Genomic DNA, 25,996 nt, shown 5'->3' with positions numbered 1-25,996 from the left:
TTGCTGCCGGCGCGCACGAAGATATTGATGAAGCGCGCCTTGCTCCAGCCTTAAGCCGTCCGGCGATAGCTGCGTAAGATAACAAAGCAAATGCCCGGAGCCTATGGAAAGGCCCCGGGCATTCGACATTTCAACACCTGCGTCAGGCCGGCGGTCCGGCAGTCTGCAATTACGCGCGCCAGTTACTCACGATTGCCGAGGAACTGCAGCAGGAAGGTGAACATGTTGATGAAGTCGAGATAGAGGTTCAGCGCGCCCAGGATCACGGCCTTGCCCGCGAACTCGGTACCGCGCAGATACTGATACTCGGTCTTCAGGCGCTGCGTGTCATAGGCGGTGAGACCTGCGAAGATCAGCACGCCGATGAAGCTGATCGCGTAGTGGAACGCGGGCGACTTGAGGAACATGTTGATGATCATCGCCACCAGCAGGCCAATCACGCCCATGATCAGGAAGCTGCCCATGCCGGACAGGTCCTTCTTGGTGGAGTAGCCCCACAGCGACAGGCCGGCAAAGGCCGCCGCGGTGGCGAAGAACGTCGTGGCGATCGAGCCGCCGGTGTAAACGAGGAACACCGAGGACAGCGACAGGCCCATCAGCACCGCAAAGCCCCAGAACATCGCCTGCAAGGTGGCGGTGCTGAAGCGGTTGGCGCCAAAGCTCATCGCGAAGACCACGATCATCGGCGAGAGCGCGACGATCCAGCGCAGGATGCCGCCGGTGAAGATCGTTTCGGCGACGCCGCTGGTGAACGCCATCAGAGCCACGATCCCCGTCAGCAGAATGCCCGAGGTCATGTAGTTGTAGATCGAGAGCATGTGCTTGCGCAGGCCCTCGTCAAAACGGCCAGCGACATCGCCACCGGCGCGCGGCACCGAGCCGAGGCGCTGCGCATTGCGCGAAGTGTCATTCCAGTCAGCCATTGTGAAACCCTTTGATCCTTCCATCGGAGCGCGAAACGCCGCGCTCTCCAGTGCTGCGAATATCGGGGTTTCGTAGCGGCATTTCAAGCGAAACCGGATTGCAAAGCGCGCAATCCGTTCAGATTAACACCGGTTAATCTTAACTACCCTTGGAGAGCGCCGCGCCCTTGGCAGCGGTGGCGCGCAAAGTCTCGGTCAGCAGCCGCCGCAGCGCTGCCTCTTCGTCGAGCACGTTCAGTCCCTCGCGCGTCATCCCGCCCGGGCTCGCCACGCGGTCTGCGAGGGTGGCCGGGCCGACATCGGACGTCGCCGCCAGCGCCGCTGCGCCCTCGACCGTGGCCAGCGCCAGCGCATCGGCGCTCGCCTGATCCAGCCCGAGATCGGCAGCCGCCCCCGCCAGCGCATCGATGAAGCGGTAGACAAAGCCCGGCCCCGATCCGGCCAGCGCGGTGACGAGATCGAACTGCGCCTCGCCATCGAGCCACAGCGCCGTCCCCAGCTGCCCGAACAGAGCAAAGGCAGCGTCGCGCCGCGCTGCGTCCAGTCCTGCCTCGGCGAGGATCACGGGCGATTTGTTGATACGCGCAGCCAGATTGGGCATCACCCGCACATGGGCGGCGGCCCCGGGAAAGGCGGCCTGGAGCTGATCCAGCCTTATTCCGGCAAGCAGCGAATAGACCGTCCGGCCCGTTGTCAGCCCTTGCAGGCCCGGCCCCAATTGGCCCAGTTGCTGCGGCTTGAACCCGAGCAGCACCGCATCATGCGTGCTCGGCACCGCGGCAGCATCGCGGTAGAGCGCAACGCCTGCGGGCGCTTCGGAGAGGGCCGGATCGAGCACAGAAAGCCGTGCCGGATCGACGCCCGCTGCCAGCCAGCCGGCCAGCATCGCCCCGCCCATATTGCCGCAACCGATGATAAGAAGCTGGTTCGTCATCCTGTGCGGGAGGCTCTCAGGCCTCGCCCGCCGCGTCAACCATCGCCGCTTCGAGCGCCGCGCGCGGGCTCTTGTCGCCCCACAGCACGAACTGGAAGGCGGGGTAGAAGCGGTCGCACTCGTCGATCGCGATCTCGACCAGCGATTGCGCCATGTCGATCGTCAAGCGCCCTTCCTCGCCCAGCAACGCGCCGTGGCGATAGAGCAGGACATCGCCGTTCGACCAGATGTCGAAATGCCCCAGCCACATCTGTTCGTTGACGAGGCAGAGCAGTTCATAGGCCGAACCGCGCTTGTCATCGGTGACGCGGATATCGGGCAGGCAGAGGAATTGCAGCACCCGGTCTTCCGGCCGCCAGATCGCGCGCAGCTGGTAATTGGCCCAGCTGCCCTGCACCTCGCCGCTCATCTCCTCGTCGGAGACCATCTCGCACGGCCACCCGCGCGCCTCGAACAGCGCAGCGAGCATTTCGACCGGCGCGGCATCATCCTCGGCGGAATAGTCCATGGTACGCGGCCTCATCGGGCGTTGGTCCGAAGGGCAAGCTTGCAAGTGAGGCGGAAGGCGCGTCGTGCTGTCATCGGCGGCACGAATGGACGGGCAAGGGGGCGCTTGGCAATGCGGCGGCGCGGGCGAGTTGGGGAGAACCGCGCAAGGCTGTGCAAAGCCTGTGCAAAGAAACCCGTGGAAGCTATTTAAGCGGTTGAACCGCCTCACCTTCTTCGCTCAGCCACATGAAGGCGTCGAGCCCCTTCTTCTTGAGCTCGCGCACCACCGCCTCGGCCTTGTCGCGGCTAGCGACGGGGCCGATCACGAGCCGGTTGGTCTGCCCCCAGCGCGCCGTGTGCGGCTTGTAGGCGCTGGCGGTTGCCCCGGCCTCGCGGCCGATGCGCTTCCAGTCGAAGGCGAGCGCGTCGATCTTCCTGCCGGTCGCCACCTGCACCCAGACGCGGCTGGGGTGGACGGGCTTGGGCGGCTCCTTGGGCTTGGGCTTCTCGGCCGGCTTGGCTGCGGCTGCCGGCTGCGGCGGGGCCTCGCGCCGAACCGTGATTCGCGACAGGTCGACCGCATCGCCGCTGACCTTGGCATCGGGCAGCGGATCATCGCCGAAATCGGCAAAGACATCGGCCACCCGCTCGGTTCGCGCCGGAGCCGGAGCGGGAGTCGGAGCGGGCGCGGGAACGGGAGCCGCAACACGGGCCGGGGCCGGAGCAGGCGGCGGAGGCGGCGTGTAGGTCGAAACCGCCGGTCGCGGCGCCGGTGCGGTTGCGGGTGCGGGCCCGGGTGTCGGGACCGGAGCGGGTTTGGGAGCCGGCGCAGGGGCCGCCGCGACGCGGACGGGTGCGAGAGCCGGCGCGGGCGAAGGCGTTGGCGCAGGCTCGCTCCTGCCCAGCGGCGCACCTGCGGGCTCAAGCCGGCTGTCGACCTTCGCCTCGCTCGCCATGCGCGCCAACCGCGGATCGTCGCGCCCGATATCCGCCGCGCGCGGGAAGATCCCGAGGTTCGCCGCCGCGGCCTGCTGGGCTGCGGTGAGGCGTGGCATATAGGCAAGGTAAGGCACGATCCGCTGCGACAGATCGCGCGGCATCACCTGTTCGACAATCGCCGTGGCGCGCTCCTGATCGCCAAGGATCGCAAGGCCGAAGGCCCGGGCGCGGAAGGCGGCCATGTCGCGCTTGTCGAGCAGCGGGCGCAGCACCTCTTCAAAGCGCGCGCGGTTGCCGAGGATCGCGTGGCTCACGGCGAGACGGCGGCGCGCCTCGTCATTGCCGGGATCAAGCTCGATCGCGCGGGTATAGGCCGATTGCGCCGGGGCCTGCTCGCCCACCAGATCGAAGGCCAGCGCCTGATCGGTCAGCACATCGCGCTCGGGCACACCGGCGGCGCGGGCGCGGTCGAACTGCGGGATGGCATCGCCCGGTCGGCCCGAGCGCAGATAGACCGTGCCCAGCCCCAGCGCGACCCGCGGGTTGTTGGCATCAATATCCGCAGCCCGCCCGAAAAAGCCGACCGCCGCTTCGAGATCATCCACCCCCATCGCCGCGTTCCCGGCCTCGACCAGCGCGTCGATATCCTTGGGCGCCTTGGCGAGCGCGACCAGCGAGCGGTTGAGGCGCTGCACTTCCTCGCTGGGGAGCGGCTGCACCACCTCGCGCGAGACCACCTCCTGCGCGGCAAGCGGCAGGGACGGCAGGGCTGCGGCCAGCACCGGGGCGAGCGCAATGAGCGATGGGGAGAACAGACGGGATGTCACGCGGGCTGACCTAACGCGAAACGGCGGGTTTGCCAGAGCGGGCGTCCCGCCACGCGGCGAACAGCGCCGGATGCGCGCCGGACGGACCTGCCGCCCGGCGCGTGAGTGGCGGCTTACTGGTTGCGGTTGCGATCGATGAAGCGCGGGATGCTGAAGCCGCCGGAGCTGCCGTCGCCCTCGTCCTCATCCTCGTCCTCGTCGTCGGCGCGGCCGGTGCTGCGCGACAGGTTGGCCATGCGCTCGAACAGCGTGCTGCCGCCCGCCGCACCGCCGCCATCCCCGCCAAGCAGCGGACGCCGACGCGCCCCGCCAAGACGCGCGGTCACGGGCTGATCATCGGCAGCAAGGCGATCGGCACTCGCGAGCAGATCGTCCTGCGCAGGATAGGGAGCCGGAGCCGGAGCCTGTTCGACTTCGTCATAGGGGGCGTAGCCACCGGTCAGATCGAGCGTCTCGCCGTCTTCCTCGTCAGCGCCGTATTCATCCTGCCCGACATTGCGCAGGCCCGCGAGCGGATCGACGATCTCGTCGACATCGTCCTCGTATTCCTCGCCCATGTCATCGCCGGCCTGCATGCCGGTGAGATCGAACGGCGCCGCGATGTTGAAATCGCCTTCACCCTCGTCCTCTTCCTCGGCCTCTTCAACCGCGTCATAGGCAGGGGCGATATAGCCGGCTTCCTCGGCGATCTCTTCCTCGGCCGCCTCGTAGGAATCGGCTGCGAATGCCGCAGGCGCAGGCGCGGGTGCGGGCGGTTCCTCGGCCGGCAGTTCGACCAGGCCTTCGTCCTCGGACAGTTCCAGCACCGGACGCTTGGGCGCGCGCGACAGGCCGAGCGAGACCGGCTGCGGCCGCTCGATATGGCCGATCGCACTTTGCTCGATCCCGGTGGCGACCACCGAGACGCGGATCTTGCCCTTGAGATCGGGGTTGAAGGCGCTGCCCCAGATGATGTTCGCGTCCTCGTCCACCAGTTCGCGGATGTGGTTCGCGGCTTCATCGACTTCGAGCAGGCGCATGTCCTCGCCGCCGATGATCGAGATGATCACGCCCTTGGCGCCCGCCATGCTGACCCCGTCGAGCAGCGGGTTGGCAATCGCCTGTTCGGCAGCCTGAAGCGCGCGGTTCTCGCCCTCGCCCTCGCCGGTGCCCATCATCGCCTTGCCCATCTCGCTCATCACCGAACGCACGTCGGCAAAGTCGAGGTTGATGAGGCCCGGCATCACCATCAGATCGGTGATCGAGCGCACGCCCTGCTGGAGCACTTCGTCAGCCAGCTGGAAGGCTTCCTTGAAGGTGGTTTCCGCCTTGGCGACCAGGAACAGGTTCTGGTTGGGAATGACGATCAGGGTATCGACGTGCTTCTGCAGCTCCTCGATCCCGGCTTCGGCAGCCCGCATACGGCGCGTGCCTTCGAACAGGAAGGGCTTGGTGACGACGCCCACGGTGAGCACGCCCATGCGGCGCGCAGCCTCGGCGATGACGGGCGCGGCGCCCGTTCCGGTGCCGCCGCCCATGCCGGCCGCGATGAAGCACATGTTGACGCCCGCCAGCGCCTGCTCGACATCGAGCACGGTCTCCTCGGCCGCGGCCTTGCCCACTTCAGGGCGTGCGCCTGCGCCCAGACCGCCGGTGATATCGGGGCCGAGCTGGATGCGCTTTTCCGCCGGACTGGAGGCCAGCGCCTGCGCATCGGTGTTGGCGACGATGAACTCGACACCCTCGATCTCGGCCGCGATCATGTTGGCAATCGCGTTGCCGCCCGCTCCGCCGATCCCGATCACGGTGATGCGCGGACGCAGGTCATCGATGGCTGCGGGTCCGATATTGATGCTCATCTGTCTGTCCTCCAGAGCGGGATATACGGCCTTTTCACCCTATTCCCGCCGTCTTAGCACCTCTGTGGCATAATCGTCGGTGACATTTTATAGCGGCAAACCCCTTATCCACAGCGGCTGCCCCTGCGGCAAACGGGCTTCAGAAGTTCTCGCGCAGTGCCCGCACCAGCCGCATTGCGGTTTCCATCAACCCGCCGCTGCGCACCGCGCCGCGATAGATGCCGCCGCGCCCGCTGCCTACTGCGCGGATATCGACCGGGTCTTCGGCGGCATAGAGGCACAGGCCGGCCAGCGTCGCAAAGCCGGGCGCATGATGCGCCTCGGGCATGCCGGGAAGCTGCGGCGGACGCCCAAGCCTGACGGGTTGTCCCAGCGCGCCCTGCATGAAGTCGGCCATCCCGGCCAGTTCCGCGCCGCCGCCGGTGAGCACCACCTGACCTGCGCGCGCGCCCGAAAAGCCCATTTCCTTCAGCGCCTTGCCCACCTCTCCGGTGAGCGTGGCAAGCTGCTGGGTGACCACCGAGACCAGCTCTGCCCGCACGATCCGGTTCTTGTCATCCGCCCCGCGCGCCAGCGGCCCGGCGGCCACGCCCTCGGGCCCGTCATTGGGACCGTTCACAGGGATCAGTTCGCGGTTATCGGTCGGGCTGGCAACCGCCGAGCCCGCCACACACTTGAGCCGCTCGGCCTGCGAGCGGCGGATGCCGAAGCCGCTGGCGATGGCATCGGTGATATCGGCCGAGCCCATCGGCACCGCCTTCAGCCCGAGCAGCATCCCGCCCGCAAACACCGCGACATTGGTGACGTCCGCGCCGATCTCGACCAGCGCCACGCCCAACTCGCGCTCTTCCATGGTGAGGCAGGCATGGCCCGCAGCCAGCGGCGCGGCGACCACGCCTTCGACCGAAAGGTGCGCGTTCTGCACCGCCTCGGTGAGATTGCGCACCGGCGCGCCATCGGCCAGCATGACATGGATATCGACCCCCAAGCGCTCGGCATGAAGCCCGCGCGGATTGGCCACGCCATGCGCGCCGTCCAGCGTGTAATGCGCCGGCTGGGCGTGGAGCACGGTGCGGCCATCGGGCTGGATCATGTCCTGCGCCTGGATCAGCAGCGTCTCGATATCCTCGTCCTCGATCCGGCGTCCGCCGATCTCGATATCGACCGCCACGACATTGCTGGCGAGGCCTGCACCTGCGCAGGCGATCCACACCGATCGCACCGTGGTGCCCGCGCTCTTTTCCGCGCGCTCGACTGCGTCACGGATGGCGTGGGCGGCGGCTTCCATGTCGGTGACATAGCCGCGCTTCACCCCCGCGCTGGCACGGTGGCCGGAGCCGAGCACCTGCAATTCGCCGGTCTCGGTCTCGCCCATGATCATCGTGGAGATGCGGAAGCTACCGATATTGACCGCGCCGAAGGTGCGGGCAAGGCGGCGGGCGGCAGGTTTGCTGGCCATCAGAGCGATCCTCCCGTTGCGGCGGCCACCTGCGGCGCAGGTCCGGCGTCATCGGGCAGGCGCATGTAGAGCCGCGGGGGCGAGCGCATGTCGAAGGCCAGCACCTTGCCGCCCAAGAGGCGGTTCTGCCCGTCCAGCCGCGCGAATTTCACCAGCGCGGTCGCCGCTTCGATCTCGCCTTCGGGCAGGGCGAGCAGCTGGCCGGTCTTGAAGGTGATGTTCCAGCGGCGGTTGCCGACCCATTCGGCGCTTTCCACCTGGGGGCCAAGCGCAGGGGCGGAAGCGAGCAGGGCTTCGAGCGCCGGGGCCTGCTTGCCCGCGCCCGGGCCTGCCAGCAGCAGCAGCCCCTTGGCCTTGGCTGCGCTCACCGGCTCCAGTTCCTCTCCGGTGGCATCGATCAGCATCAGCCGATCAGGCTTTTGCAGCACGGCGTGCGGCGTGCGCTCGACAATGTCGATCGCCAGCGTGTGCGGCAGCTGGAGCGAGACGCGCGCGTCCTTGACCCACGGCAGGGTCTTCAATTCGGTGCGCAAGGCGGCGACATCGACGTCCGGCATGGCGCGGGTGCGCTGCGAGAGGACGCGGGCATAGACCAGCCGTTCGTCCATGCGGCTGGTGCCGGTGACGCGCACGTGGCGGACCTCGAAACCCGCGTCGGCGGCGATCTTCGCCACCTGCGCCTGCGCCAGCGCAGGAACGCCCGCAAGGCTGGCGATCACCAGCGCGATACCCACCGTCCCGCCGATAATCACGGCGAGCCAGATGCGGCTCCACTGTTCCTCGGTGAAGGGCAGAAGGCCCATCAGCCAGTCGATGAAGCCGCTTGCCGAGCCCTTGGCCTTGCGCGCGGTGACCGCGCGGCTCTGCGCCTTGGCGGCGCGGCGCACGCCGGTGGAGCCGTTACGCCGGATCTGCTGCGCCATGCGTGCCTCCCTTGGCTGACTTCAATGCGTGAACCCGCAAGGCCTCGGCGCACAGCATCTCGACCAGATCGCCATAGCTGATGCCGCAATGCGCCGCCTGCTCGGGCACCAGGCTGAGCGGTGTCATCCCCGGCTGGGTGTTGGTTTCGAGCACGAACAGCCCATCCTCGCCCGCCTCGTCATCCCAGCGGAAATCGGTGCGGCTGGCGCCGTGGCAGCCGAGCACCTGATGCGCCTTCACGGCATAGGCCTCGCACAAGGCGGTGATTTCGGGCGGCAGCTTGGCGGGGAAGATGTGCTCGGTCCGCCCGGCGGTGTACTTGTTCTCGTAATCGTAGAAGCCGTTGGCAACGACGAGTTCGGTGACGCCGAGCGCGCGCGGACCATCGGGTCCGTCGAGCACGGCGGCGGTCAATTCGCGGCCCTTGATGAAGGGCTCGGCGAGCAGCTCGGCAAATTCCTGCCACGGCCCGCGCGCGTCCGGGCTGATCGGATTGCCGACGTTGCTGTCGGCGGTGACGATCGCGACGCCGACCGAGGACCCTTCGTTCACCGGCTTCAGCACATAGGGACGCGGCAGGGGATCGCGCACGTAGAGTTCCTCGCGGGTCACGATCCGCCCGCCGGGCATGGGGATGCCGTGGGGCACCAGCGCCTGCTTGGTCAGCTGCTTGTCGATCGCGATCACGGACGTGGCGAGGCCAGAATGCGTATAGGCGAGGCCCATCAGATCGAGCATCCCCTGCACCGTCCCGTCTTCGCCGGGAACGCCGTGGAGCGCGTTGAAGACGACGTCAGGCTTGGCCTCATGCAGCTTGAGGGCAACATCGCGCCCCATGTCGATGCGGGTGACGCGGTGGCCCTTGCTCTCCAGCGCATCGGCCACGCCCGCGCCGCTGGTGAGCGACACGGGGCGTTCATTCGCCCAGCCGCCCATCAGGACTGCGACATGGAGGGGTTTGTCAAACATCATTCAAATCCGTTCGGGCTGAGCTTGTCGAAGCCCTGCACTTCACTTTTGCTGCGGCGAGAAAGAAGGACGGCCCTTCGACAAGCTCAGGGCGAACGGAAGTGGGTGCGTGGTGCATCACGGCCGTCCTACCCGCTGGATTTCCCATTCGAGGCTTACGCCGGTCGCGGCGTAGACCTTGTCGCGCACCAACTCGCCCAGCCCTTCGATATCGGCGCTGGTGGCGGTGCCGGTGTTGATGAGGAAGTTGGTGTGCTTTTCCGAAACCTGCGCGCCGCCCAGCGTCAGGCCGCGGCAACCAGCCTGATCGACCAGCTGCCATGCCTTGTGGCCTTCCGGGTTCTTGAAGGTGGAGCCGCCCGTCTTGGTGCGCAGCGGCTGGCTGGCCTCGCGCGCGGCGGCGATGCGGTCCATCTCCGCGCCGATGGCGGCAGGCTCGCCGGGACGTCCGCGAAACCGCGCCGAGACCACGATCGCCCCGTCTGGCAAGGCCGAGTGGCGATAGGAATACTCAAGTTCCGCCGCGTTCAGCGTGATGAAGCTGCCATCGTGCAGGATCACCGCGCAGTCCAACAGCACATCGGCCACCTCGCGTCCGTAGGCCCCGCCGTTCATGCGCACGAACCCGCCGACCGTGCCGGGGATGCCGCGCAGGAATTCCAATCCCGCAATCCCGAGATCGCGCGCGGTCGAAGCAACCAGAATGCCGCTCGCCCCGCCGCCGCAGGTGAGTTCCAGCTCGCCGGTGTGCTTGACCCCCGCAAAGGCCTTGCCCAGCCGCACCACCACGCCCGGAACCCCGCCATCGCGCACGATCATGTTCGAGCCGAGCCCCAGCGCCATCACCGGAATCTCGCCGCCGAGCCGTTCGAGGAAGGTCTTCAAATCGTCCATGTCAGCCGGTTCGAACAGCCAGTCGGCCGGGCCGCCGGTCTTGAACCACGTATAGGGCGCAAGCGGAGCCTTGCAGGTCAGCTTGCCGCGAATGCCTTCGAGCGGCACGGGCGAGGAAACCGCCCCTTCGACCGCGCAGGTTGGGGCCGAGCCGTCATCGTAATCGAAGGTATCGCCGGGCTGGTTCATGCCGCGCCCCGCTGATCGGCGATGGCCGTTGCGAGTCCCGCCGCCCAGCGCGTGATATCGCCCGCGCCAAGGCACACGATGATATCGCCAGCGGCAATCTCGTCAGCGAGGGTCGCCGCGAGCGCATCGGCACCGGCAATCTCGCGCGCGGCACGATGCCCGCGCGCCTTCATGCCCGCGACCAGCGCGGCGTGGTCGACGCCGGGAATCGGCTCCTCGCCCGCCGCATAGACCGGCGCGACATAGGCGATGTCGGCATCGTCGAAGCAGGACTGGAAGTCGTCCATCAGATCGCCGAGGCGCGAATAGCGGTGCGGCTGGGCGACCGCGATCACACGCCCTCCGGAGCCCGCCACAGCCTCGCGCGCGGCGGCGAGCACAGCGCGGATTTCGACCGGGTGGTGGGCGTAATCGTCAATCACCGTGGCCTTGCCGCCGGGCAGATCGACCGTGCCGACCCGGGTGAAGCGCCGCCGCACCCCTCCGAAACGGGCAAAGCCGGTGCGGATCACATCGTCCGAACAGCCCATCTCGATCGCCACGGCAATTGCGGCAAGAGCGTTCTGGACATTGTGGCGGCCCGGCATGGGCAGGTGCACGCCCTCGATCCGGCGATCCTCCAGCCCGCGCTGGCGCACGATCACATCGAAGGTGTTGCCCCCGTCTTCGCTGCGGATGTTGACCCCACAGATATCGGCCTGAAGCGAGAAGCCGTAGGTGACGACCTTGCGATCGCGCACCTGCCCGATCACCGCCTGCACCACCGGATGATCGACGCACAGCACCGCCGCGCCGTAGAAGGGCACGTTGTGGATGAACTCCACAAAGGCGCGCTTCACGCCGTCGAAATCGCCGTAGTGATCCAGGTGCTCGGGATCGATATTGGTGACGACCGCGATGGTGCCGTCCAAGCGCAGGAAGCTGCCGTCGCTCTCGTCGGCCTCCACCACCATCCAGTCGCTATCGCCAAGGCGCGCGTTGGAGCCATATTGTTCGATGATCCCGCCATTGATCACCGTCGGGTCGATCCCGCCCGCATCGAGCAGGGTGGCGATCATGGAGGTGGTGGTGGTCTTGCCGTGGGTGCCTGCCACCGCGACGGTGGATTTGAGGCGCATCAGCTCTGCCAGCATTTCCGCCCGGCGCACCACGGGGACGCGGGCTTCCAAGGCTGAGGCGACTTCGGGGTTGGAGCGGCGCACGGCCGTCGAGGTGACGACCACCGCCACGCCTTCGACGTTCTCGGCGCGGTGCCCGACATGGACCGTAATGCCGCGCGCGCGCAGACGCTCGACACTCGGCCCCTCGGCAATGTCCGAGCCCTGCACCTTGTAGCCGAGATTGTGCATCACCTCGGCAATGCCGGACATGCCGATCCCGCCGATGCCGACGAAATGGATCGTGCCGATATCAGTGCCAACGCCCTTCATGCGTCTGCCCTATCCTTGGCGGCCTCGCGCGAGGCGGCTTGCGGGCGTGCGGCTGCCTGCGCCGCGCGCGGGGCTGCCTCGCCGACGCGGATGACGTCCATCAGATCGATCCCGCTCATGCCTTCCACCAGATCCGCCAGCGCCTTGGCCGCATCGGGGCGGCCGCAGTTGAAGGCGCAATGCGCGGCATTGGCGAGGCTGGAGGGGTTCATTGCCATCGCCTGTATCTGCTTGGCGAGTTCCTTCGGCTGGAACGCCTCCTGCCGGATCATCCGTGCCCCGCCCGCCTTCACCATCTCGCGGGTGTTGACCGCCTGATGATCGTCGGTCGCAATCGGCAGCGGCACAAGGATCGCGGGGCGGCCCACCGCGGTCAGCTCGGCAATGGTCGATGCGCCCGCGCGGCCGATGAACAGGTGCGCGTCGGCCAGCCGCTCGTGCATGTCCTCGAAATAGGTGCCGAGTTCGGCGGGAATGTCGTGATTGGCATAGCGCGCGCGCACCGCCTCAAGATCTTCCGGGCGGCACTGCTGGGTCACCTGCAAGCGCTGGCGCAGCGCGGGCGGCAGCATGGCGAGACCATCGGGCACCACTTCCGAAAGGACGCGCGCACCCTGCGATCCGCCGGTCACGAGAATGCGCAGCAGGCTCTCTTCGGTGAAGGCGGGGAAATCCTGTTCGCGCAGGGCCAGCACCTCGGCGCGCACCGGATTGCCGGTGAGATGCACCTTGGATGCATATTGCGGCTTCAGCCGGTCAACCTTGTCATAGGAGGTCGCGATCGCATCGACCCGGCCCGCGAGCAGGCGGTTGACCCGGCCCAGCACGGCGTTCTGTTCATGGATCACGCTCGGCAGCCTGGCCGAAACGGCCGCGAGCAGCGCAGGCAGCGCCGGATAGCCGCCGAAGCCGACAATCGCGCTGGGTTCAAACGCCTCGAACAGGCGCAGCGCCATGCGCCGCCCTTCCAGCACCGCGCGGATGCCTGCGGGCCAGCCGAGCGGGTTCTTGCCGAACCGGCCTGCGGGCAGGACATGCGCGGTGAGGAAATCGGGCTTGCCGGGGATCGATGCCCCGCGCTCGTCGGTGATGAGGGCCACGTGATGCCCGCGCGCGTGCAGCTCTGTCGCCAGCGCAAAGGCCGGGATCAGGTGGCCGCCGGTGCCGCCTGCGGCCAGCACGTAATGGCGGGTGGCGCCTTTCGGAGTCTCGCTTGTCATGCGGGCGAATCCTTGCGTTCGATCAGCTCGCGCAGGCCCCCGCTCTCGTTGACGAGGAAGGGATTGCGCCGGGTGATCGCGAGCAATAGCCCAAGCGTGAAGCACACCGCCAGTGTCGATGAACCGCCATAGGAAATCAGCGGCAGCGTCATCCCCTTGGACGGGAACAGCTTCAGGTTGACGAGGATGTTGATGAAGGCCTGCCCGCCGAACTGGGTGATCAGGCCGACGCCCGCCAGCAGAGCGAAGAGATTGTCCTCGCCCGTCATGCGGTAAAGCGCGCGCACCACCAGCGCGGCATAGAGCGCGACGATCATTCCGCAGATCAGCAGCCCGAATTCCTCGCCGATGACCGAGAAGATGTAGTCGGTATGGGCCTCGGGCAGGTTCATCTTGCGCACGCCCAGCCACAGCCCGCTGCCGGTCCATCCGCCGGCAAGCAGCGTGCGCTGCGCCAGATCGACCTGATCGAAGGCCGTGCCGCCGCCCAGAAAGCTGTCGATGCGGTGGCGGGCATTGTCGTAGAACATGTAGGCGAGGCTGAGCGCGGCCGCGCCGCCGCCGATCAGCATTGCGATGCGCTGCCAGGCCACGCCCGCCAGCACCACCATCACCAGCCAGATCCCGCCGAACAGGATCGCATCGCCCAGATTGGGCTGCGCCATCAGCAGCGCGGCGATCAGGCCCATCAATCCGGTGACGAAGGCGATCACCGGCATCGAGGCATCGCGCAGCTTCCAGCTCAGCACCCAGGCGCAGATGATCGCGAAGCCGGGCTTGAGGAACTCGGACGGCTGCAAGCTCATTCCGACATTGATCCAGCGCCGCGCGCCGTTCTTCTCCTCGCCGATGACCGGCACCACGAACAAGAGCGCCAGCATGATCGCGCCCACCACGATCCCCAGCTGGCGCGCCTTGTCGCGGCTGAGGAAGCTGAGGCCGATCATCAGCGACAGGCCCATCAGCTGGAAAACGATGTGGCGCTTGAAGAACATGAATTCATCGAGCGTGACCTTGGCGGTCGAAAGCTGGTCGGCGCTGGCGGGCGACGCGGCGGCCACCGCCAGCACGCCGATCGCCATCAGCAACACGATCAGGCCGAGCAGCACCTTGTCGATCTCGCGCCACCAGATGCGCAGATTGTCGCGCCAGCGGCGCTGCACCGAGGCGGGCGGGAGATAGGCACCCGGGCCCGCCGGGGCCGCGGTGCTGCGTGACGGGGTCCAGGCCGTGCTCATGCGCCGGCGCTCCCGCTCTCGCCTGCATCGCCGCAGCCGGTGATCGCGACCACCATCTGGCGGAAGTGGTGCCCGCGCTTCTCGTAGTCGCGGAACTGGTCATAGGAGGCGCAGGCGGGCGAGAGCAGTACCACCTCACCCGGACGGGCGGCTTCGGAGGCGCGGCGCACCGCCTCGCTGATCAGCTCGCAGCGCTCCACTTGCACCAGCCCGTCGAGATGTTCGGCAAACATCGGCCCGGCCTCGCCGATGGTATAGGCCGCCGCGACATTGCCGATATGGGCCGCGCAGGCGCCCAGCCCCTCTTCCTTGGGCAGCCCGCCGACGATCCAGTGGATCCGCGGCGCTCCGCCGTTGATCGCCGGATCGGGCGGGAAGGCGGCCAGCGCAGGAGCGGCAGAGGCGGTGTTGGTCGCCTTGCTATCGTTGATGTAGATCACCCCGCCCGCATCGCACACCGGTTCCATCCGGTGCGGCAGGCCGGGATAGGTCGCAAGGCCGTGGGCGATCTGCGCCTCGCTGAGGCCCAGCTGGCGGCAGATTTCGGCGGCGACCGCGGCGTTCTGGGCATTGTGCGGCCCGGCGAGCGAGGGCGCGCGGCCCTCGGCAAGACCGGCTGCGGCAAGATCGCCGGTCTTGACCCGCACCAGCGGCTTGCCTGCCGCCTCCAGCCGCGCCGCAATCGCTTGCGTGGGCTCGTCCTCGTCGCACACCAGCGCCGTGCCGTGCGCCTGCATGGCGAACAGACGCTCCTTCGCGGCGGCATAGGCGGCGAAATCGGCATAGCGATCGAGATGATCGGGGGTGATGTTGGTGAGCGCGGCCACGTCGCAATCGAGCGTGAAGGTGAGATCGATCTGGAAGCTCGACAGCTCCAGCACATAGACCCCGCCCTCAAGCAGAGGCTCCTGCGCGAGGATCGGATCGCCGATATTGCCGCCCATCACGCTCGGCACGCCTGCCGATTGCAGGATGTGGTGGGTGAGCGCGGTGGTGGTCGACTTGCCGTTGGTGCCGGTGATGCCCACCACCTTGTGCGGCGGCAGCGCGGCGCGGGCCTGCGCGAACAGCTCGATATCGCCGATCACCGGCAGGCCATATTGCCAGGTATGCGGCCCGATGGGGTGGTTGTTCAGCGGCACGCCGGGCGAGACCACCACGCCCGCAAAACCGGTCAGATCAAGCTCCAGCGGGTCAATCAGCCGGCAGCGCCCCTCGAAGGGTTCGCGTGCGATATCCTGCCGGTCCCACCCGATCACCTCCGCCCCGCTCGCCAGCAGCGCCTCGGCTGCGGCTGCGCCCGAACGGGCGAGCCCCAGCACCGAAAAGCGCTTGGACTTGAAGGCGGGCGAGGTGATCATCCGCGCGCGGCCTACCTGAGCTTCAGCGTGGAAAGACCGATCAGCGCCAGCACGATCGCGATGATCCAGAAGCGGATCACGACCTTGCTCTCGCTCCAGCCCAGCTGTTCGAAATGGTGGTGGATCGGCGCCATGCGGAACACCCGCTTGCCGGTGCGCTTGAACCAGAACACCTGCACGATCACGCTTACCGCTTCGAGCACGAACAGCCCGCCGACAATCGCCAGCACCACCTCGTGATGCGAAGCGACCGCAATCGCGCCCAGCGCTCCGCCCAAGGCCAGCGAGCCGGTGTCACCCATGAACACCGCCGCCGGCGGCGCGTTGAACCACAGGAAGGCAAGCCCCGCGCCCATGATCGCTCCGCAGAAGATCGCGAGTTCGCCCGCGCCCGGCACATGGGGGATGCCGAGATAGGCGCTGAAATCCGCGCGGCCCGCCAGATAGCAGATGATCGCGAAGGTGCCGCTGGCGATGATCACCGGCATGATCGCCAGCCCGTCCAGCCCGTCGGTGAGGTTCACCGCATTGCCCGCGCCCACAATCACGAAGGCGGCAAACACGTAATAGGCCGGCCCCAGCGGGATGCTGACGCCCGAGAGGAAGGGCAGGTAGAGATTGGTGTTGATCTGGCTGACGATCAGCCAAGCGGCGATGCCTGCCACCACGAATTCCGCCGCCAGCCGCACCCGTCCGGGAACGCCCGCATGGCTGTTCTTGGCGACCTTGTCGTAATCGTCGAGGAAACCGATGATGCCGAAGCCGATCGTCACGGCAAGGCAGGCCCAGACGAAGGGGTTGGCAAGATTCATCCACAAGAGCAGCGACAACGTCAGCGCGGTCAGGATCATCAACCCGCCCATCGTCGGCGTGCCGCGCTTGGCGAGGTGCGACTGCGGCCCATCCTCGCGGATCGGCTGGCCCTTGCCCTGCCGCACGCGCAGAAGATTGATGAAACGCGGACCGATGACGAGGCCGATCAGCAGCGCGGTCATCAGCGTCGCGCCCGCGCGAAAGCTCTGGTAGCGCACCAGATTGAAGATGCCTTCGAAGCCCAGCCATTCGGCAAGCAGATAGAGCATTCAGCTATTCCTCGGTGCCCGGTAGCTTGGGCGTCAGCCTCCCGCGCGGGCCTTATCGGTAAAATGTGACACCAGCCTGCCCAGACCCACCGAATTGGAGCCCTTGACCAGCACCGCGTCCCCGGGAGCAAGACCATATTGTCCCAGTGCCGCGATGGCTTCGGCAGGTGATCCGCAATGGGCGAAGGTGATGGCCTTGCCAAGCGCAGCGCCGGACAGTTTCCCCAGTTCCTCCGCGAGCGCGCGCATCTCCTCGCCCACGAGGATCGCATGGGTGACGCCCGCCTCGCCCAGCGGCTCGGCCAGCTGGCGGTGGAAGGCATCGGCAAAGTCGCCCAGTTCCTTCATGGAACCCAGCACCGCAAGGCGGCGGGTGGCAGGCGTGGCGGCAAGTGCCTTCAGCGTTGCGCGCATCGAAGCGGGGTTGGCGTTGTAGCTTTCGTCGATCAGCAGCGCGGTGCCGCCGTCCAGCGCAATCTCGTGACGCGCGCCGCGCCCTTTGAGGCCGCCCATTTCCGCCAGAGCAAGGCCCGCCGCGCCCAGATCGCCGCCCGCCGCGCGCACGGCGGCCATGACGCCCAGCGAATTGACGATCCAGTGCTCGCCGGGTTCGGCCACGGTGTAGCAGATGCGCCGGTCGCCGAGGTCCGCCGTCACCAGCGCCCCGCCGCCCGCCGCCGGGATCGCATCGAGCAGGCGCACATCGGCGTCTTTGCTGCGCCCGAAGGTGATGATCGTCGCGCCGCAGTTGCGGGCATGGGCGATCAGGCGATCGGCCCATTCGCTGTCCGCCGGAATGATCGCGGTGCCGCCTTCCACGAGGCCGGTGAAGATTTCCGCCTTCTCGTCCGCGATCGCCTCAAGGCTGCCGAGGTTCTCGATATGGGCCGGGGCAATCGTGGTGATCAGCGCGACGTGCGGGCGCACGCGGGCCGAGAGCGGTGCGATTTCGTGGCGATGGTTCATCCCCATCTCGAACACGCCGAACTTCGCGCGGGCTGGCATCCGCGCAAGGCTGAGCGGCACGCCAACATGATTGTTGTAGGAGCGCACCGAACGATGCGCCGCGCCCCGGCTAGCGCGATCGAGGCAAGTGAAGATCGCTTCCTTCATGCCCGTCTTGCCGACCGATCCGGTGATGCCGATGCGCACTGCTTGTGAGCGCTCACGCGCAAATTCAGCCAGCGCATGGAGCGCCGCCGTGGTGTCTTGCACCAGCACATGCGGATAATCGACGGGGCGATCAACAATGGCTGCGACCGCGCCTTTTTCAAAGGCTTGGGGTAGGAACTTGTGACCATCCATCGCCTCGCCCTTGAGCGCGACGAAGATGTCGCCCGACTTCACATCGCGCGAGTCCATTTCCACGCCCGAGGCCTGAAAATCATGGCTGGCGATGCCTCCGCAAGCCTCGGCAATTTCGCCTGCGGTCCACAGGGCGAGCGGCATCGTGTCGGCAGGCGTGACCGGCCAGACGCGCAAGGCGGGGTGCATCAGGGGGCTTGCAAGGTTCATGCGCCTGCGCTCCCGGCACCGGCACATTCGCGCGCGACTTCGACATCATCGAACTTCTCGATCCGCATGCTTTCTCCTGACCCGAAGATCTGTCCCTGTTCGTGGCCCTTGCCCGCAATCAGCACGATGTCGCTGGCGCCCGCTTCGGCAATCGCGGCGGCGATGGCTGCGCGGCGGTCGCCGATTTCGCGCAAGGCCCCGCCGCCTCCCGCCATGATTGCAGCGCGGATCGCAGCCGGGTCCTCGCTGCGGGGGTTATCATCGGTGACAATCGCCACGTCTGCATCGCGCGCGGCGATGGCGCCCATTTCGGGCCGCTTGCCAACGTCGCGGTCACCCCCTGCGCCGAACACCACGATCAGCCGGCCACCGCTTGCCACATGCGGACGCAGCGCGGCAATCGCGGCTTCGAGCGCATCGGGGGTGTGGGCATAATCGACATAGGCCGGCGCGCCCGCAGCGTTGATCGCTGCCCGCTCCAGCCGTCCGCGCACCGGTTGCAAGCGGCCGAGCGCATCGAACACGGTAGAGGCCGGAACACCGGTCGCGAGCGCAAAGCCAGCGGCGACCAGCGCATTGGCGGCCTGATAGGCGCCGATCAGCGGCAGATTGACCTTCCGCGAACCACCTTCATGCTCGATGTGAAGAACCTGCCCCAACTGGCCGGGTTTGCGAGCTGTCAGCCGCAGGAAGTTCCCGCCCTCGCCCACGCTTAGCACCTGCAATCCGCGCGCTTCGGCTTGCGCAATCGCTCGTGCGGTCCATTCGCAAGCCTCGCCCGCGTCATGGATGATAGCCGGACTGCCGGGCGCGACCACTTCGGTGAACAGCCGCATCTTGGCCGCGAAATAGGCCTCCATCGTGCCGTGGTAATCGAGGTGATCGCGGGTGAAATTGGTGAAGGCCGAGGCCGAGACCGTCAGGCCCTCATTGCGATACTGGTCCAGCCCGTGGCTTGACGCCTCATAGGCGACATGGCTCACGCCCTCGCGCGCAAGGCCCGCCATATTGGCAAGGAAAGTGACGATGTCGGGGGTGGTAAGCCCGGTCGAAACCGAGCCGTCGGGCGTGGTGACACCCAGCGTGCCGATGCTCGCCGCGCGCTCGCCCGCCATGCGCCAGATCTGGCGGGTCATCTCGACAGTCGAGGTCTTGCCGTTGGTGCCCGTCACCGCGACGATGGTGGCGGGATAGGGGGCGAAGAAGCCCGCCGCCAGACGCGCAAAGGCGCGGCGCGGCTCGGCGTCCTTGATGTGGAGCGCGCCTTCAACACGGGCCTCGGGCCGCGCGACAATCGCCACCGCGCCCGCTTCGATCGCGGCGGGGATGAAGTCCTCGCCATTGAAGCGCGCGCCGGCAAAAGCGCCGAACACCGTGCCGGGCGCAACTTTGCGGTGATCGATGGCAAAGCCGGTGATCGCGGCATCGCCTGCATCCCCGCCCGCAGCCGTCAGTCCTGCCTTGGCCAGCAATTCATCGAGGCGCATCAGTGGCTGTCCACCAGATAACGCAGATCCGAGATATCGACATCGCGCTGCTCGTCGGGCTGGACGCCCAGCATTGGGCCGATGCGCGGCACCAGACGGCCCACCACCGGGGCCGAGGTGAAGGCCGCCGTGCGCTGGAACGAGCTGGCGACCGTGCCCTTGGGCTCGTCCACCACGACCACGACGACATAGCGCGGCGCATCCATCGGGAAGGCTGCGGCAAAGGAGGACACCAGCGCGGTCTTGTTATAGCCGCCCACGCCCGCCTTTTCGGCCGAGCCGGTCTTGCCGCCCACGCGGTAGCCCTTGGCATCGGCACTGCGGCCGGTGCCGTAGAGCGAGATCATGCGCAGCATCTGGCGCATGCGCGAGGAGGTCGATTCCTTGAACACCCGCCGCCCGCGCGGCACATCGGCCGGATCGAGCTTCATCAGGGTGGCCGGACGCCAGATCCCGCCGTTCACCATCGCCGCATAGGCGCTGGCAAGGTGCAGCGGGGTGACCGCAAGGCCATGCCCGAAGCCGACCGTCATGTTGGTCACCCGGCTCCAATTGCCCTGCGGCCAGATCGGCCGGCCCTTGGCGGGCAGTTCGATGAACGGGCGGCGGTCCATGCCAAGATCAATCATCGCGCTGCGCAACCGTTCCGGCCCCAGCGCATCGGCGATGCGGGCGGTGACGGTGTTGGAGGAGTGGACCAGCGCCTGGGGCGCGTTGAGGCTGGCGCCGAGCGGGTGCGAATCCTTGATCGTGCGGCTGCCCACCGGCACCGGCGCGGCATTCCACTGGCGCGACAGATCGCTCACCACGCCCGCGTCCATCGCGGCGGCCACAGTCAGCGGCTTGAAGGTCGAGCCGAGCTCGTAGACCCCGTTGGTGGCGCGGTTGAAGACGTTCTTGGCCCCGTTGGCACCGGCCACATTGGGATCGAACTCCGGCAGGCTCGCCATCGCCATGACTTCGCCGGTGTCGACATCGAGCACGATGCCGGCCGCGCCCAGCGCATTGGTCGCCAGCATTCCGCGCCGCAGCTCGTCCTCGAGCGCGCCCTGCACCCGCACATCGAGCGACAGCGCCACCGCCTCGCCGCGCTGCGCCGGATCGGCGAGGCGCTTTTCCAGCACCTCTTCCATGCCCAGCTTGCCGCCCTCGTCCTCGACCACATAGCCCAGCACATGGGCCGCGAGCGTGCCTTGCGGATAGTGACGATCGGTCTCGCGCGGGATTTCCAGCGCGACTTCGCCCAGCGCGAAGACCTTGTTGGCTTCCTCGGGCAGCAGGCGGCGGCGCAGATAGCCCGCGCGGCCCGAGGCGAGACGCGCGGCCATGCGCGCCTCGTCGATATCGGGGAAGATCGTCTTCAACTCGCGCGCGACTTCCTGCGGCGAGCGCACCAGCGGCGCGCCGGTATCGCCCATCGCGGCCGGATCGAACCACAGGGCATAGGCGGGGAATGCGCGCGCCAGCGGCACGCCGTTGCGATCGCTGATCTCGCCGCGCGGGGGCAGCAGGGCTTCGGCAAGGCTGGTGCGCTCGGGCGCCTGCCCGTCAAAGGCCAGCGCCACGATCCGCGTCAGCGCGATCAGGGTCACCAGCGCGAACACGGCCATCACCCACAGGATGCGGAAGCGCGCGGTCCACAGCAATTGCGCCCGCAGGTTGACGCGCTGGACCCGCCCGGCGGGGATCGAGGGGACGGCTGCAGCGGCAGCCATCGCGCTCATTCGGCCAACCCCTTCGCGCTCATGCCCTTGGCAACCATCGACTGGGCCTGCGCGGGGCGGATCGGCGAGGCATCGCCGAGGAAATCACCAAAGGCCTGGGCAAAGACCTCGCCTGCGTCCTTTTCCTTGGAGGCCGAAGCCAGCGTCACCTTCGCGCCCGACAGCGGCGAGCGCATCGGCGCTTCGGCCTTGGCGATGGCGGCTGCGGCCTCGGGGCTGCCCTCCGGCGCTTCGGCGCGGGCCAGCATGATCGGCGCCGGGCTGCCGGGTGCACGGCGCTGGCCGAGGCTTGCGAGCTGGCGCTCGCCATCGAGGAACTGATCGGCGCGCGGTGCTTCATAGCCGAATTCGACCGCGTTCCACGCCGCCAGCTGGCGCTGGCTCGCGCGGGTCTCGAACTCGGTTTCGAGCAGCATCGCCTCGCGCTTCAACCCGAGGATCTGGCGCTCGGCGAGCAGCACTTCGCTCTTCACCGCGTGCACCTTGAAGCTGAGCACCACCATCAGGGCAAGGCAGGTGACAAGCACCGCCATCCAGCCGAGCGAACGAGCCTGAAGTCCGTTGATCATGCTGCCATGCTCCTTGCCGGTGCCATGGTGCGGATCGCATGGCGCAGGGTGGACGAACGCGCACGCGGGTTGCGCAGGGTTTCGGCTTCGGTGGGGCGGATGCCCTTGGAAACGCGGGTGAAGGTGGGCGCAGGGCCAGCGATTTCGCCGGGCAGGTGGCGCGAGACGGCACGGCCCGCCCCGCTGGCTTCGCGCAGGAAGTGCTTGGCGATGCGGTCTTCAAGGCTGTGGAAGCTCACCACGGCGAGCACGCCGCCTTCGCGCAGCAGCGCTTCGGCTGCGGCGAGCCCTGCTTCGAGTTCGCCCAGCTCGTCGTTCACATGGATGCGCACGGCCTGGAAGGTGCGGGTGGCGGGATCCTTCTTGTCGTGTGGCTTGTGGCCGAGAGCGCGGCGCACCACGCGGGCGAGTTCGCCCGTGGTCGCCAGCGGACGCGCAGCAACGATCGCGCGCGCAACACGGCGCGACTGGCGCTCCTCGCCGAAGCGGTAGAGCACGTTGGCAATGGCTTCCTCGTCAGCGGTGTTGAGGAAATCGGCAGCACTCTCGCCCGACTGGCTCATGCGCATGTCGAGCGGGCCGTCATGCATGAAGGCAAAACCGCGGTCACCCTGATCGAGCTGCATCGAGGAGACGCCGATATCCATCACCACGGCATCAACCTCAGTAATGCCGATAGCGGCAAGCTCTGCCCGCATCTGCGAGAAGCGCGCGGGGTGCAGCACCAGCCGGCCTTCGTAGCGCGCCACCAGCGCGGCCCCTGCGGCAATCGCATCGGGATCGCGGTCAAAGGCGTGGACCACCGCACCCGCTTCGAGCAGGGCAGTCGAATATCCGCCCGCGCCGAAAGTGGCATCGACGATGGTCATGCCGGCAGCCGGACGGATGGCCTCGACCACTTCATCGAGCAGCACGGGGATGTGGGGCGCATCGCTCATCACGCAGCCCCCTTCTTTGCGGCGGCGACCAGCTTGGCGCAGGCCGCCTGCGCGCCCTTCCATTCGGGGCCCATGCGGTCGAGCTCGTCCGGGTTCCAGACGAAGAAGAAATCGCCCGCGCCCTGGAAATAGAGGCCCTCGCCGACATTGCCGAGATCGCGCAGATGCTCGGGCATGACGAAGCGGCCGCTTTCGTCGAAGGGGAGCTGTTCAAAGCCGAAGAGCTGCTGGGCGCGCACATCGCGGTCGAAATCGGCAAGGCCGAGGCGGATCGCGCGCTCTTCCTCGCGCTCAAGCTGGGCGTCGAGCTTTGCGGTGCGCGAGAGGCCGAAGCCGACGAGGCAGGCGAAGCGGTCGTGGGCGGCGAGGCACAGGATGCGGCCGTCCGAGCTTTCCTTCACGGCCTTGCGGAAGGCGGAGGGCAGGACAAAGCGACCCTTGTCGCCCGCGGGCGAAAAGGCCTGTCCACTATATCCTCCGAAACCCGACACTGATGCCGATCCCCTCTTGCCCCGATACGGACCGACCTCCCCACGAGACCGGCACGATCACCAGACATGCCTTCTCCGCCGCCGCCCGCGCGCATGGCGAGGCAGCACGCCGGCTCCACCAGCCGCGCGCATCGCAAACAGACATGTTTGATGGACCACATTAATATCGGGGAAGGTCGCGGGATGAAAGGGATTTTTACGGGAAATCGCGGGAAAACTCGGCAAAACTATGGATTCTTGTCATTATTCTGACCCGAACCCGCAGTTTCCCTGAGTTCAGCGCCCCTTGGAACCCCCGAATCCCGCCTAAAAATGCCCCTTTCCCGTGATTTTCCCGGCCGCAAGGCCCCCGAGTCCCGCTCCGAGTCCCTGCTCTCCCGCAAAATCCCCGAAGGTTACTGATCGAAGGCGGCGGTCAGCACCCGGGCGATCTCATCCCCGCCCTCGCCCGCCAGTTCGGCATGCTCGAACAGCGCGGCGTCCGCGATCAGCGTGACCTCGCCCTTGCCGATGCGGCACTGTGCGATGGCGCTGCCGGGCTGCGTGCAGGCCTTGGCGCCAGCGGGGAGCAGGTCGACCTTGCCGACATGGCCTTGTGCCGTTTCGTCGGCAGGCAAGGAGGTGCTCAGCCCCCAGCGCTCCACCACCGGCGGGATCAGGGCAGCATCGACCGGACGGCGCGGATCGCCCAGCGGCGCTGCATATTCGCCCGTCAGCACCGGATCGAGCACCATGAGCAGCCGCCCGCCCCCGCGCACCCAGCTATCGAGCGCGACATTATCGGCAGGCGAAAGCCCGCGCGGCTGGATCACCGCGAGCCGCACCAGCCCTTTCAAGGGATCGGTCTCCGGCCCGCCCGGGGAAAGCGCGGGGATCGGCGATAGCGTATCGAGCGGAACGATGCGGTAGCGCGTCTCGATTGCGCGGCGCTGCCACGGCAGGGCGGCGGTGCCTGCGGCAATATCGGCGAGCGAAGCGCCTTCGGCCCAGTAGAGCGGCAGGCTCGTCATCAACCCCAGCGCGGGGGTCGCTTGCGGCGGCTCCTGGGCCGGTGCCGCACCGCACGCCGCCAGCAGCAGCGCGAGCGCGGGCGCCGCGCTCTGCCTATTGACCCACAGGCGCATTGCCATTGCCCGCAGCCGGCTCCGGCGCGCCGGAGGGTGCGGCGGCAGGCTCTGCCGCGATATCGGGCACCACGCCCGCATCGGCGAGCGGATTGGCCTGCGAGGGGGCAGGCGCAGGCTCGGTGGTGGGCGCAGCTTCGGGGACGGCGGCTTCCTCCGTAAAGTCGGCCTGCGAGCCGATGATGCTCGCCAGCCCCACCAGCAGCACCATCGCGGCAATGCCGGTGACCCCGATCTGGAGCCGCTGGATCGCCTCCTGCCGCGCAATCGCGGGCGGGGTGGCGAAATCGGGATCGGGATCGATCGTCGGCGCCGGCGAAGCGCGGGGCCCATCGAACAGGCTGCGCTGGGTCATGCCCTTCAGCCGTGAGAGCAGCGAGGGCCGCGTCATGCCACGCCTGCCTCTGAACGCGCCAGCCAGCCGAACACCGGCAGGCCCTTCGCGGCCAGCCAGTCGGCATTGTAGAGCGTCGAGAGATAGCGGAAGCCCGTATCGCACAGGATCGTGACGACCTGCGGCTTTGCGCGCCCCTCGGCCACCAGTTCCTTGCCCAGCCTCACCGCGCCCGCGACATTGATGCCGGACGAGAGGCCGAGGCACAGGCCTTCCTGCTTCAAGAGCCGCTCGACCCAGACGAGGCCCTCCTCGTCCGAGACCCGGTATTGCGTGTCGATCAGCGCGCCTTCGAGATTGGCCGTGATGCGCCCCTGCCCGATCCCTTCGGCAACCGAAGAGCCTTCGGCCTTCAGCTCGCCGTGGGCATAGTAGTTATAGAGCGCTGCGCCATGCGGATCGGTGAGCGCGATGCGGATGTTCTCATCGAAGGCCTTGAGCCCGAGCCCCACCCCCGCAATCGTCCCGCCGGTGCCTGCCGCGCAGGTGAAGCCATCGACCCGCCCGCCCAGCTGCTCCCAGATTTCGGGCGCCGTGCCTTCGATATGCGCGCGGCGGTTGGCGATGTTGTCGAACTGGTTGGCCCACACCGCGCCCGGCGTTTCTTCCGCAAGGCGGCGCGAGGTGTGGACGAAGTGGCCCGCGTCGGCAAACTTGGTCGGCGGCACCAGCACCAGCTCCGCGCCCAATGCGCGCAGGGTGTCCATCTTCTCCTTGGACTGGTTGTCCGGCATGACGATGATCGTCTTGTAGCCGCGCGCATTGGCCACCAGCGCAATGCCGATGCCGGTGTTGCCCGCCGTGCCTTCGACCACCGTGCCGCCGGGCTGCAATTCGCCGCGCGCCTCGGCATCGCGGATGATCCACAGGGCCGCGCGGTCCTTCACCGAGGAGCCGGGGTTGGCGAATTCGCACTTCCCCCAGATGTCGCAGCCCGCCTCTTCGCTGGGGCCGGCCAGACGGACCAGCGGGGTGTTGCCGATAAGTGCGAGCGTATCGCCAAAGGGCTGGGTGATGTTCATGGGGGCAGAGTTAAGC

The 25,996-nt window shown here is 67.6% G+C and carries 23 protein-coding genes; all 23 read right to left on the bottom strand.

Going from position 1 to position 25,996, the window contains the following annotated elements; translation table 11 throughout:
* Positions 1 to 182: 182 nt before the first annotated feature.
* The 23 genes from RSE14_RS14010 to RSE14_RS13900 all read right to left on the bottom strand — a co-directional run bounded on the left by RSE14_RS14010 (position 183) and on the right by RSE14_RS13900 (position 25,980).
* The gene (locus RSE14_RS14010; RefSeq protein WP_324074678.1) at positions 183 to 923 is read right to left on the bottom strand and encodes a Bax inhibitor-1/YccA family protein; all 741 of its coding nucleotides are present in this window, start codon (positions 921 to 923) and stop codon (positions 183 to 185) included.
* A gap of 139 nt (positions 924 to 1,062) precedes the next feature.
* A complete protein-coding gene (locus RSE14_RS14005) occupies positions 1,063 to 1,857 on the bottom strand; it encodes a pyrroline-5-carboxylate reductase family protein (protein WP_324074676.1) in 795 nt (264 codons plus the stop codon).
* A 16-nt stretch (positions 1,858 to 1,873) separates the two neighbouring features.
* On the bottom strand, positions 1,874 to 2,365 hold the full coding sequence (locus RSE14_RS14000) for a type III secretion system chaperone family protein (protein WP_324074671.1): 492 nt from the start codon (positions 2,363 to 2,365) through the stop codon (positions 1,874 to 1,876).
* Positions 2,366 to 2,549: 184 nt separating this feature from the next.
* Positions 2,550 to 4,112 carry an SPOR domain-containing protein gene (locus RSE14_RS13995; RefSeq protein ID WP_324074669.1) on the bottom strand — a complete coding sequence of 521 codons (1,563 nt, stop codon included), beginning with the start codon at positions 4,110 to 4,112 and terminating at the stop codon, positions 2,550 to 2,552.
* Between the two features lie 113 nt (positions 4,113 to 4,225).
* Positions 4,226 to 5,950 carry a cell division protein FtsZ gene (gene ftsZ, locus RSE14_RS13990; protein WP_324074667.1) on the bottom strand — a complete coding sequence of 575 codons (1,725 nt, stop codon included), beginning with the start codon at positions 5,948 to 5,950 and terminating at the stop codon, positions 4,226 to 4,228.
* A gap of 139 nt (positions 5,951 to 6,089) precedes the next feature.
* Positions 6,090 to 7,409, bottom strand: coding sequence for a cell division protein FtsA (ftsA, locus tag RSE14_RS13985; RefSeq protein ID WP_324074666.1), 1,320 nt, complete (start codon positions 7,407 to 7,409; stop codon positions 6,090 to 6,092).
* On the bottom strand, positions 7,409 to 8,332 hold the full coding sequence (locus RSE14_RS13980; RefSeq protein ID WP_324074664.1) for a cell division protein FtsQ/DivIB: 924 nt from the start codon (positions 8,330 to 8,332) through the stop codon (positions 7,409 to 7,411). The genes ftsA and RSE14_RS13980 overlap by 1 nt, the downstream gene beginning before the upstream one ends.
* Positions 8,310 to 9,305 carry a D-alanine--D-alanine ligase gene (locus RSE14_RS13975; protein ID WP_324074662.1) on the bottom strand — a complete coding sequence of 332 codons (996 nt, stop codon included), beginning with the start codon at positions 9,303 to 9,305 and terminating at the stop codon, positions 8,310 to 8,312. Before RSE14_RS13975 ends, RSE14_RS13980 begins: the two co-directional genes overlap by 23 nt.
* Before the next feature lie 114 nt (positions 9,306 to 9,419).
* Complete coding sequence (murB, locus tag RSE14_RS13970; protein WP_324074660.1) at positions 9,420 to 10,385, bottom strand: UDP-N-acetylmuramate dehydrogenase; 966 nt, start codon at positions 10,383 to 10,385, stop codon at positions 9,420 to 9,422.
* Positions 10,382 to 11,815 (bottom strand): UDP-N-acetylmuramate--L-alanine ligase, encoded by a 1,434-nt coding sequence (gene murC / locus RSE14_RS13965; protein WP_324074658.1) that lies wholly within the window; start codon positions 11,813 to 11,815, stop codon positions 10,382 to 10,384. Before murC ends, murB begins: the two co-directional genes overlap by 4 nt.
* Positions 11,812 to 13,035 carry an undecaprenyldiphospho-muramoylpentapeptide beta-N-acetylglucosaminyltransferase gene (gene murG, locus RSE14_RS13960; protein ID WP_324074657.1) on the bottom strand — a complete coding sequence of 408 codons (1,224 nt, stop codon included), beginning with the start codon at positions 13,033 to 13,035 and terminating at the stop codon, positions 11,812 to 11,814. Before murG ends, murC begins: the two co-directional genes overlap by 4 nt.
* Positions 13,032 to 14,273 (bottom strand): FtsW/RodA/SpoVE family cell cycle protein, encoded by a 1,242-nt coding sequence (locus RSE14_RS13955; protein ID WP_324074656.1) that lies wholly within the window; start codon positions 14,271 to 14,273, stop codon positions 13,032 to 13,034. Before RSE14_RS13955 ends, murG begins: the two co-directional genes overlap by 4 nt.
* Positions 14,270 to 15,634, bottom strand: a complete 1,365-nt coding sequence (murD, locus tag RSE14_RS13950; RefSeq protein ID WP_324074655.1) for a UDP-N-acetylmuramoyl-L-alanine--D-glutamate ligase — start codon at positions 15,632 to 15,634, stop codon at positions 14,270 to 14,272. The genes RSE14_RS13955 and murD overlap by 4 nt, the downstream gene beginning before the upstream one ends.
* A gap of 11 nt (positions 15,635 to 15,645) precedes the next feature.
* Positions 15,646 to 16,716: a phospho-N-acetylmuramoyl-pentapeptide-transferase gene (gene mraY, locus RSE14_RS13945; protein WP_324074654.1), complete on the bottom strand. Its 1,071-nt coding sequence runs from the start codon at positions 16,714 to 16,716 to the stop codon at positions 15,646 to 15,648.
* Between the two features lie 33 nt (positions 16,717 to 16,749).
* Complete coding sequence (locus tag RSE14_RS13940; RefSeq protein ID WP_324074652.1) at positions 16,750 to 18,231, bottom strand: UDP-N-acetylmuramoyl-tripeptide--D-alanyl-D-alanine ligase; 1,482 nt, start codon at positions 18,229 to 18,231, stop codon at positions 16,750 to 16,752.
* Positions 18,228 to 19,718: a UDP-N-acetylmuramoyl-L-alanyl-D-glutamate--2,6-diaminopimelate ligase gene (locus RSE14_RS13935; protein ID WP_324074650.1), complete on the bottom strand. Its 1,491-nt coding sequence runs from the start codon at positions 19,716 to 19,718 to the stop codon at positions 18,228 to 18,230. The genes RSE14_RS13940 and RSE14_RS13935 overlap by 4 nt, the downstream gene beginning before the upstream one ends.
* The gene (locus RSE14_RS13930; protein ID WP_416379384.1) at positions 19,718 to 21,433 is read right to left on the bottom strand and encodes a peptidoglycan D,D-transpeptidase FtsI family protein; all 1,716 of its coding nucleotides are present in this window, start codon (positions 21,431 to 21,433) and stop codon (positions 19,718 to 19,720) included. The genes RSE14_RS13935 and RSE14_RS13930 overlap by 1 nt, the downstream gene beginning before the upstream one ends.
* A 5-nt stretch (positions 21,434 to 21,438) precedes the next feature.
* Positions 21,439 to 22,011, bottom strand: a complete 573-nt coding sequence (locus tag RSE14_RS13925; protein WP_324074647.1) for a hypothetical protein — start codon at positions 22,009 to 22,011, stop codon at positions 21,439 to 21,441.
* Positions 22,008 to 22,949 carry a 16S rRNA (cytosine(1402)-N(4))-methyltransferase RsmH gene (gene rsmH / locus RSE14_RS13920; protein WP_324074645.1) on the bottom strand — a complete coding sequence of 314 codons (942 nt, stop codon included), beginning with the start codon at positions 22,947 to 22,949 and terminating at the stop codon, positions 22,008 to 22,010. Before rsmH ends, RSE14_RS13925 begins: the two co-directional genes overlap by 4 nt.
* Positions 22,949 to 23,440 carry a division/cell wall cluster transcriptional repressor MraZ gene (locus RSE14_RS13915; RefSeq protein WP_324074643.1) on the bottom strand — a complete coding sequence of 164 codons (492 nt, stop codon included), beginning with the start codon at positions 23,438 to 23,440 and terminating at the stop codon, positions 22,949 to 22,951. The genes rsmH and RSE14_RS13915 overlap by 1 nt, the downstream gene beginning before the upstream one ends.
* Positions 23,441 to 23,835: 395 nt before the next feature.
* Entirely contained in the window at positions 23,836 to 24,570 is a 735-nt protein-coding gene (locus RSE14_RS13910) for a hypothetical protein (RefSeq protein WP_324074642.1), read from the bottom strand.
* Complete coding sequence (locus RSE14_RS13905; protein ID WP_324074640.1) at positions 24,545 to 24,955, bottom strand: hypothetical protein; 411 nt, start codon at positions 24,953 to 24,955, stop codon at positions 24,545 to 24,547. The genes RSE14_RS13910 and RSE14_RS13905 overlap by 26 nt, the downstream gene beginning before the upstream one ends.
* A complete protein-coding gene (locus tag RSE14_RS13900; protein ID WP_324074639.1) occupies positions 24,952 to 25,980 on the bottom strand; it encodes a cysteine synthase A in 1,029 nt (342 codons plus the stop codon). Before RSE14_RS13900 ends, RSE14_RS13905 begins: the two co-directional genes overlap by 4 nt.
* Positions 25,981 to 25,996: the final 16 nt, after the last annotated feature.

It is taken from the genome of Erythrobacter sp., assembly GCF_035194505.1.
GTDB lineage: Bacteria > Pseudomonadota > Alphaproteobacteria > Sphingomonadales > Sphingomonadaceae > Erythrobacter.
The sequence above is the reverse complement of the archived record's forward strand: the minus strand, read 5'-3'. Positions and strand labels throughout refer to the sequence as shown.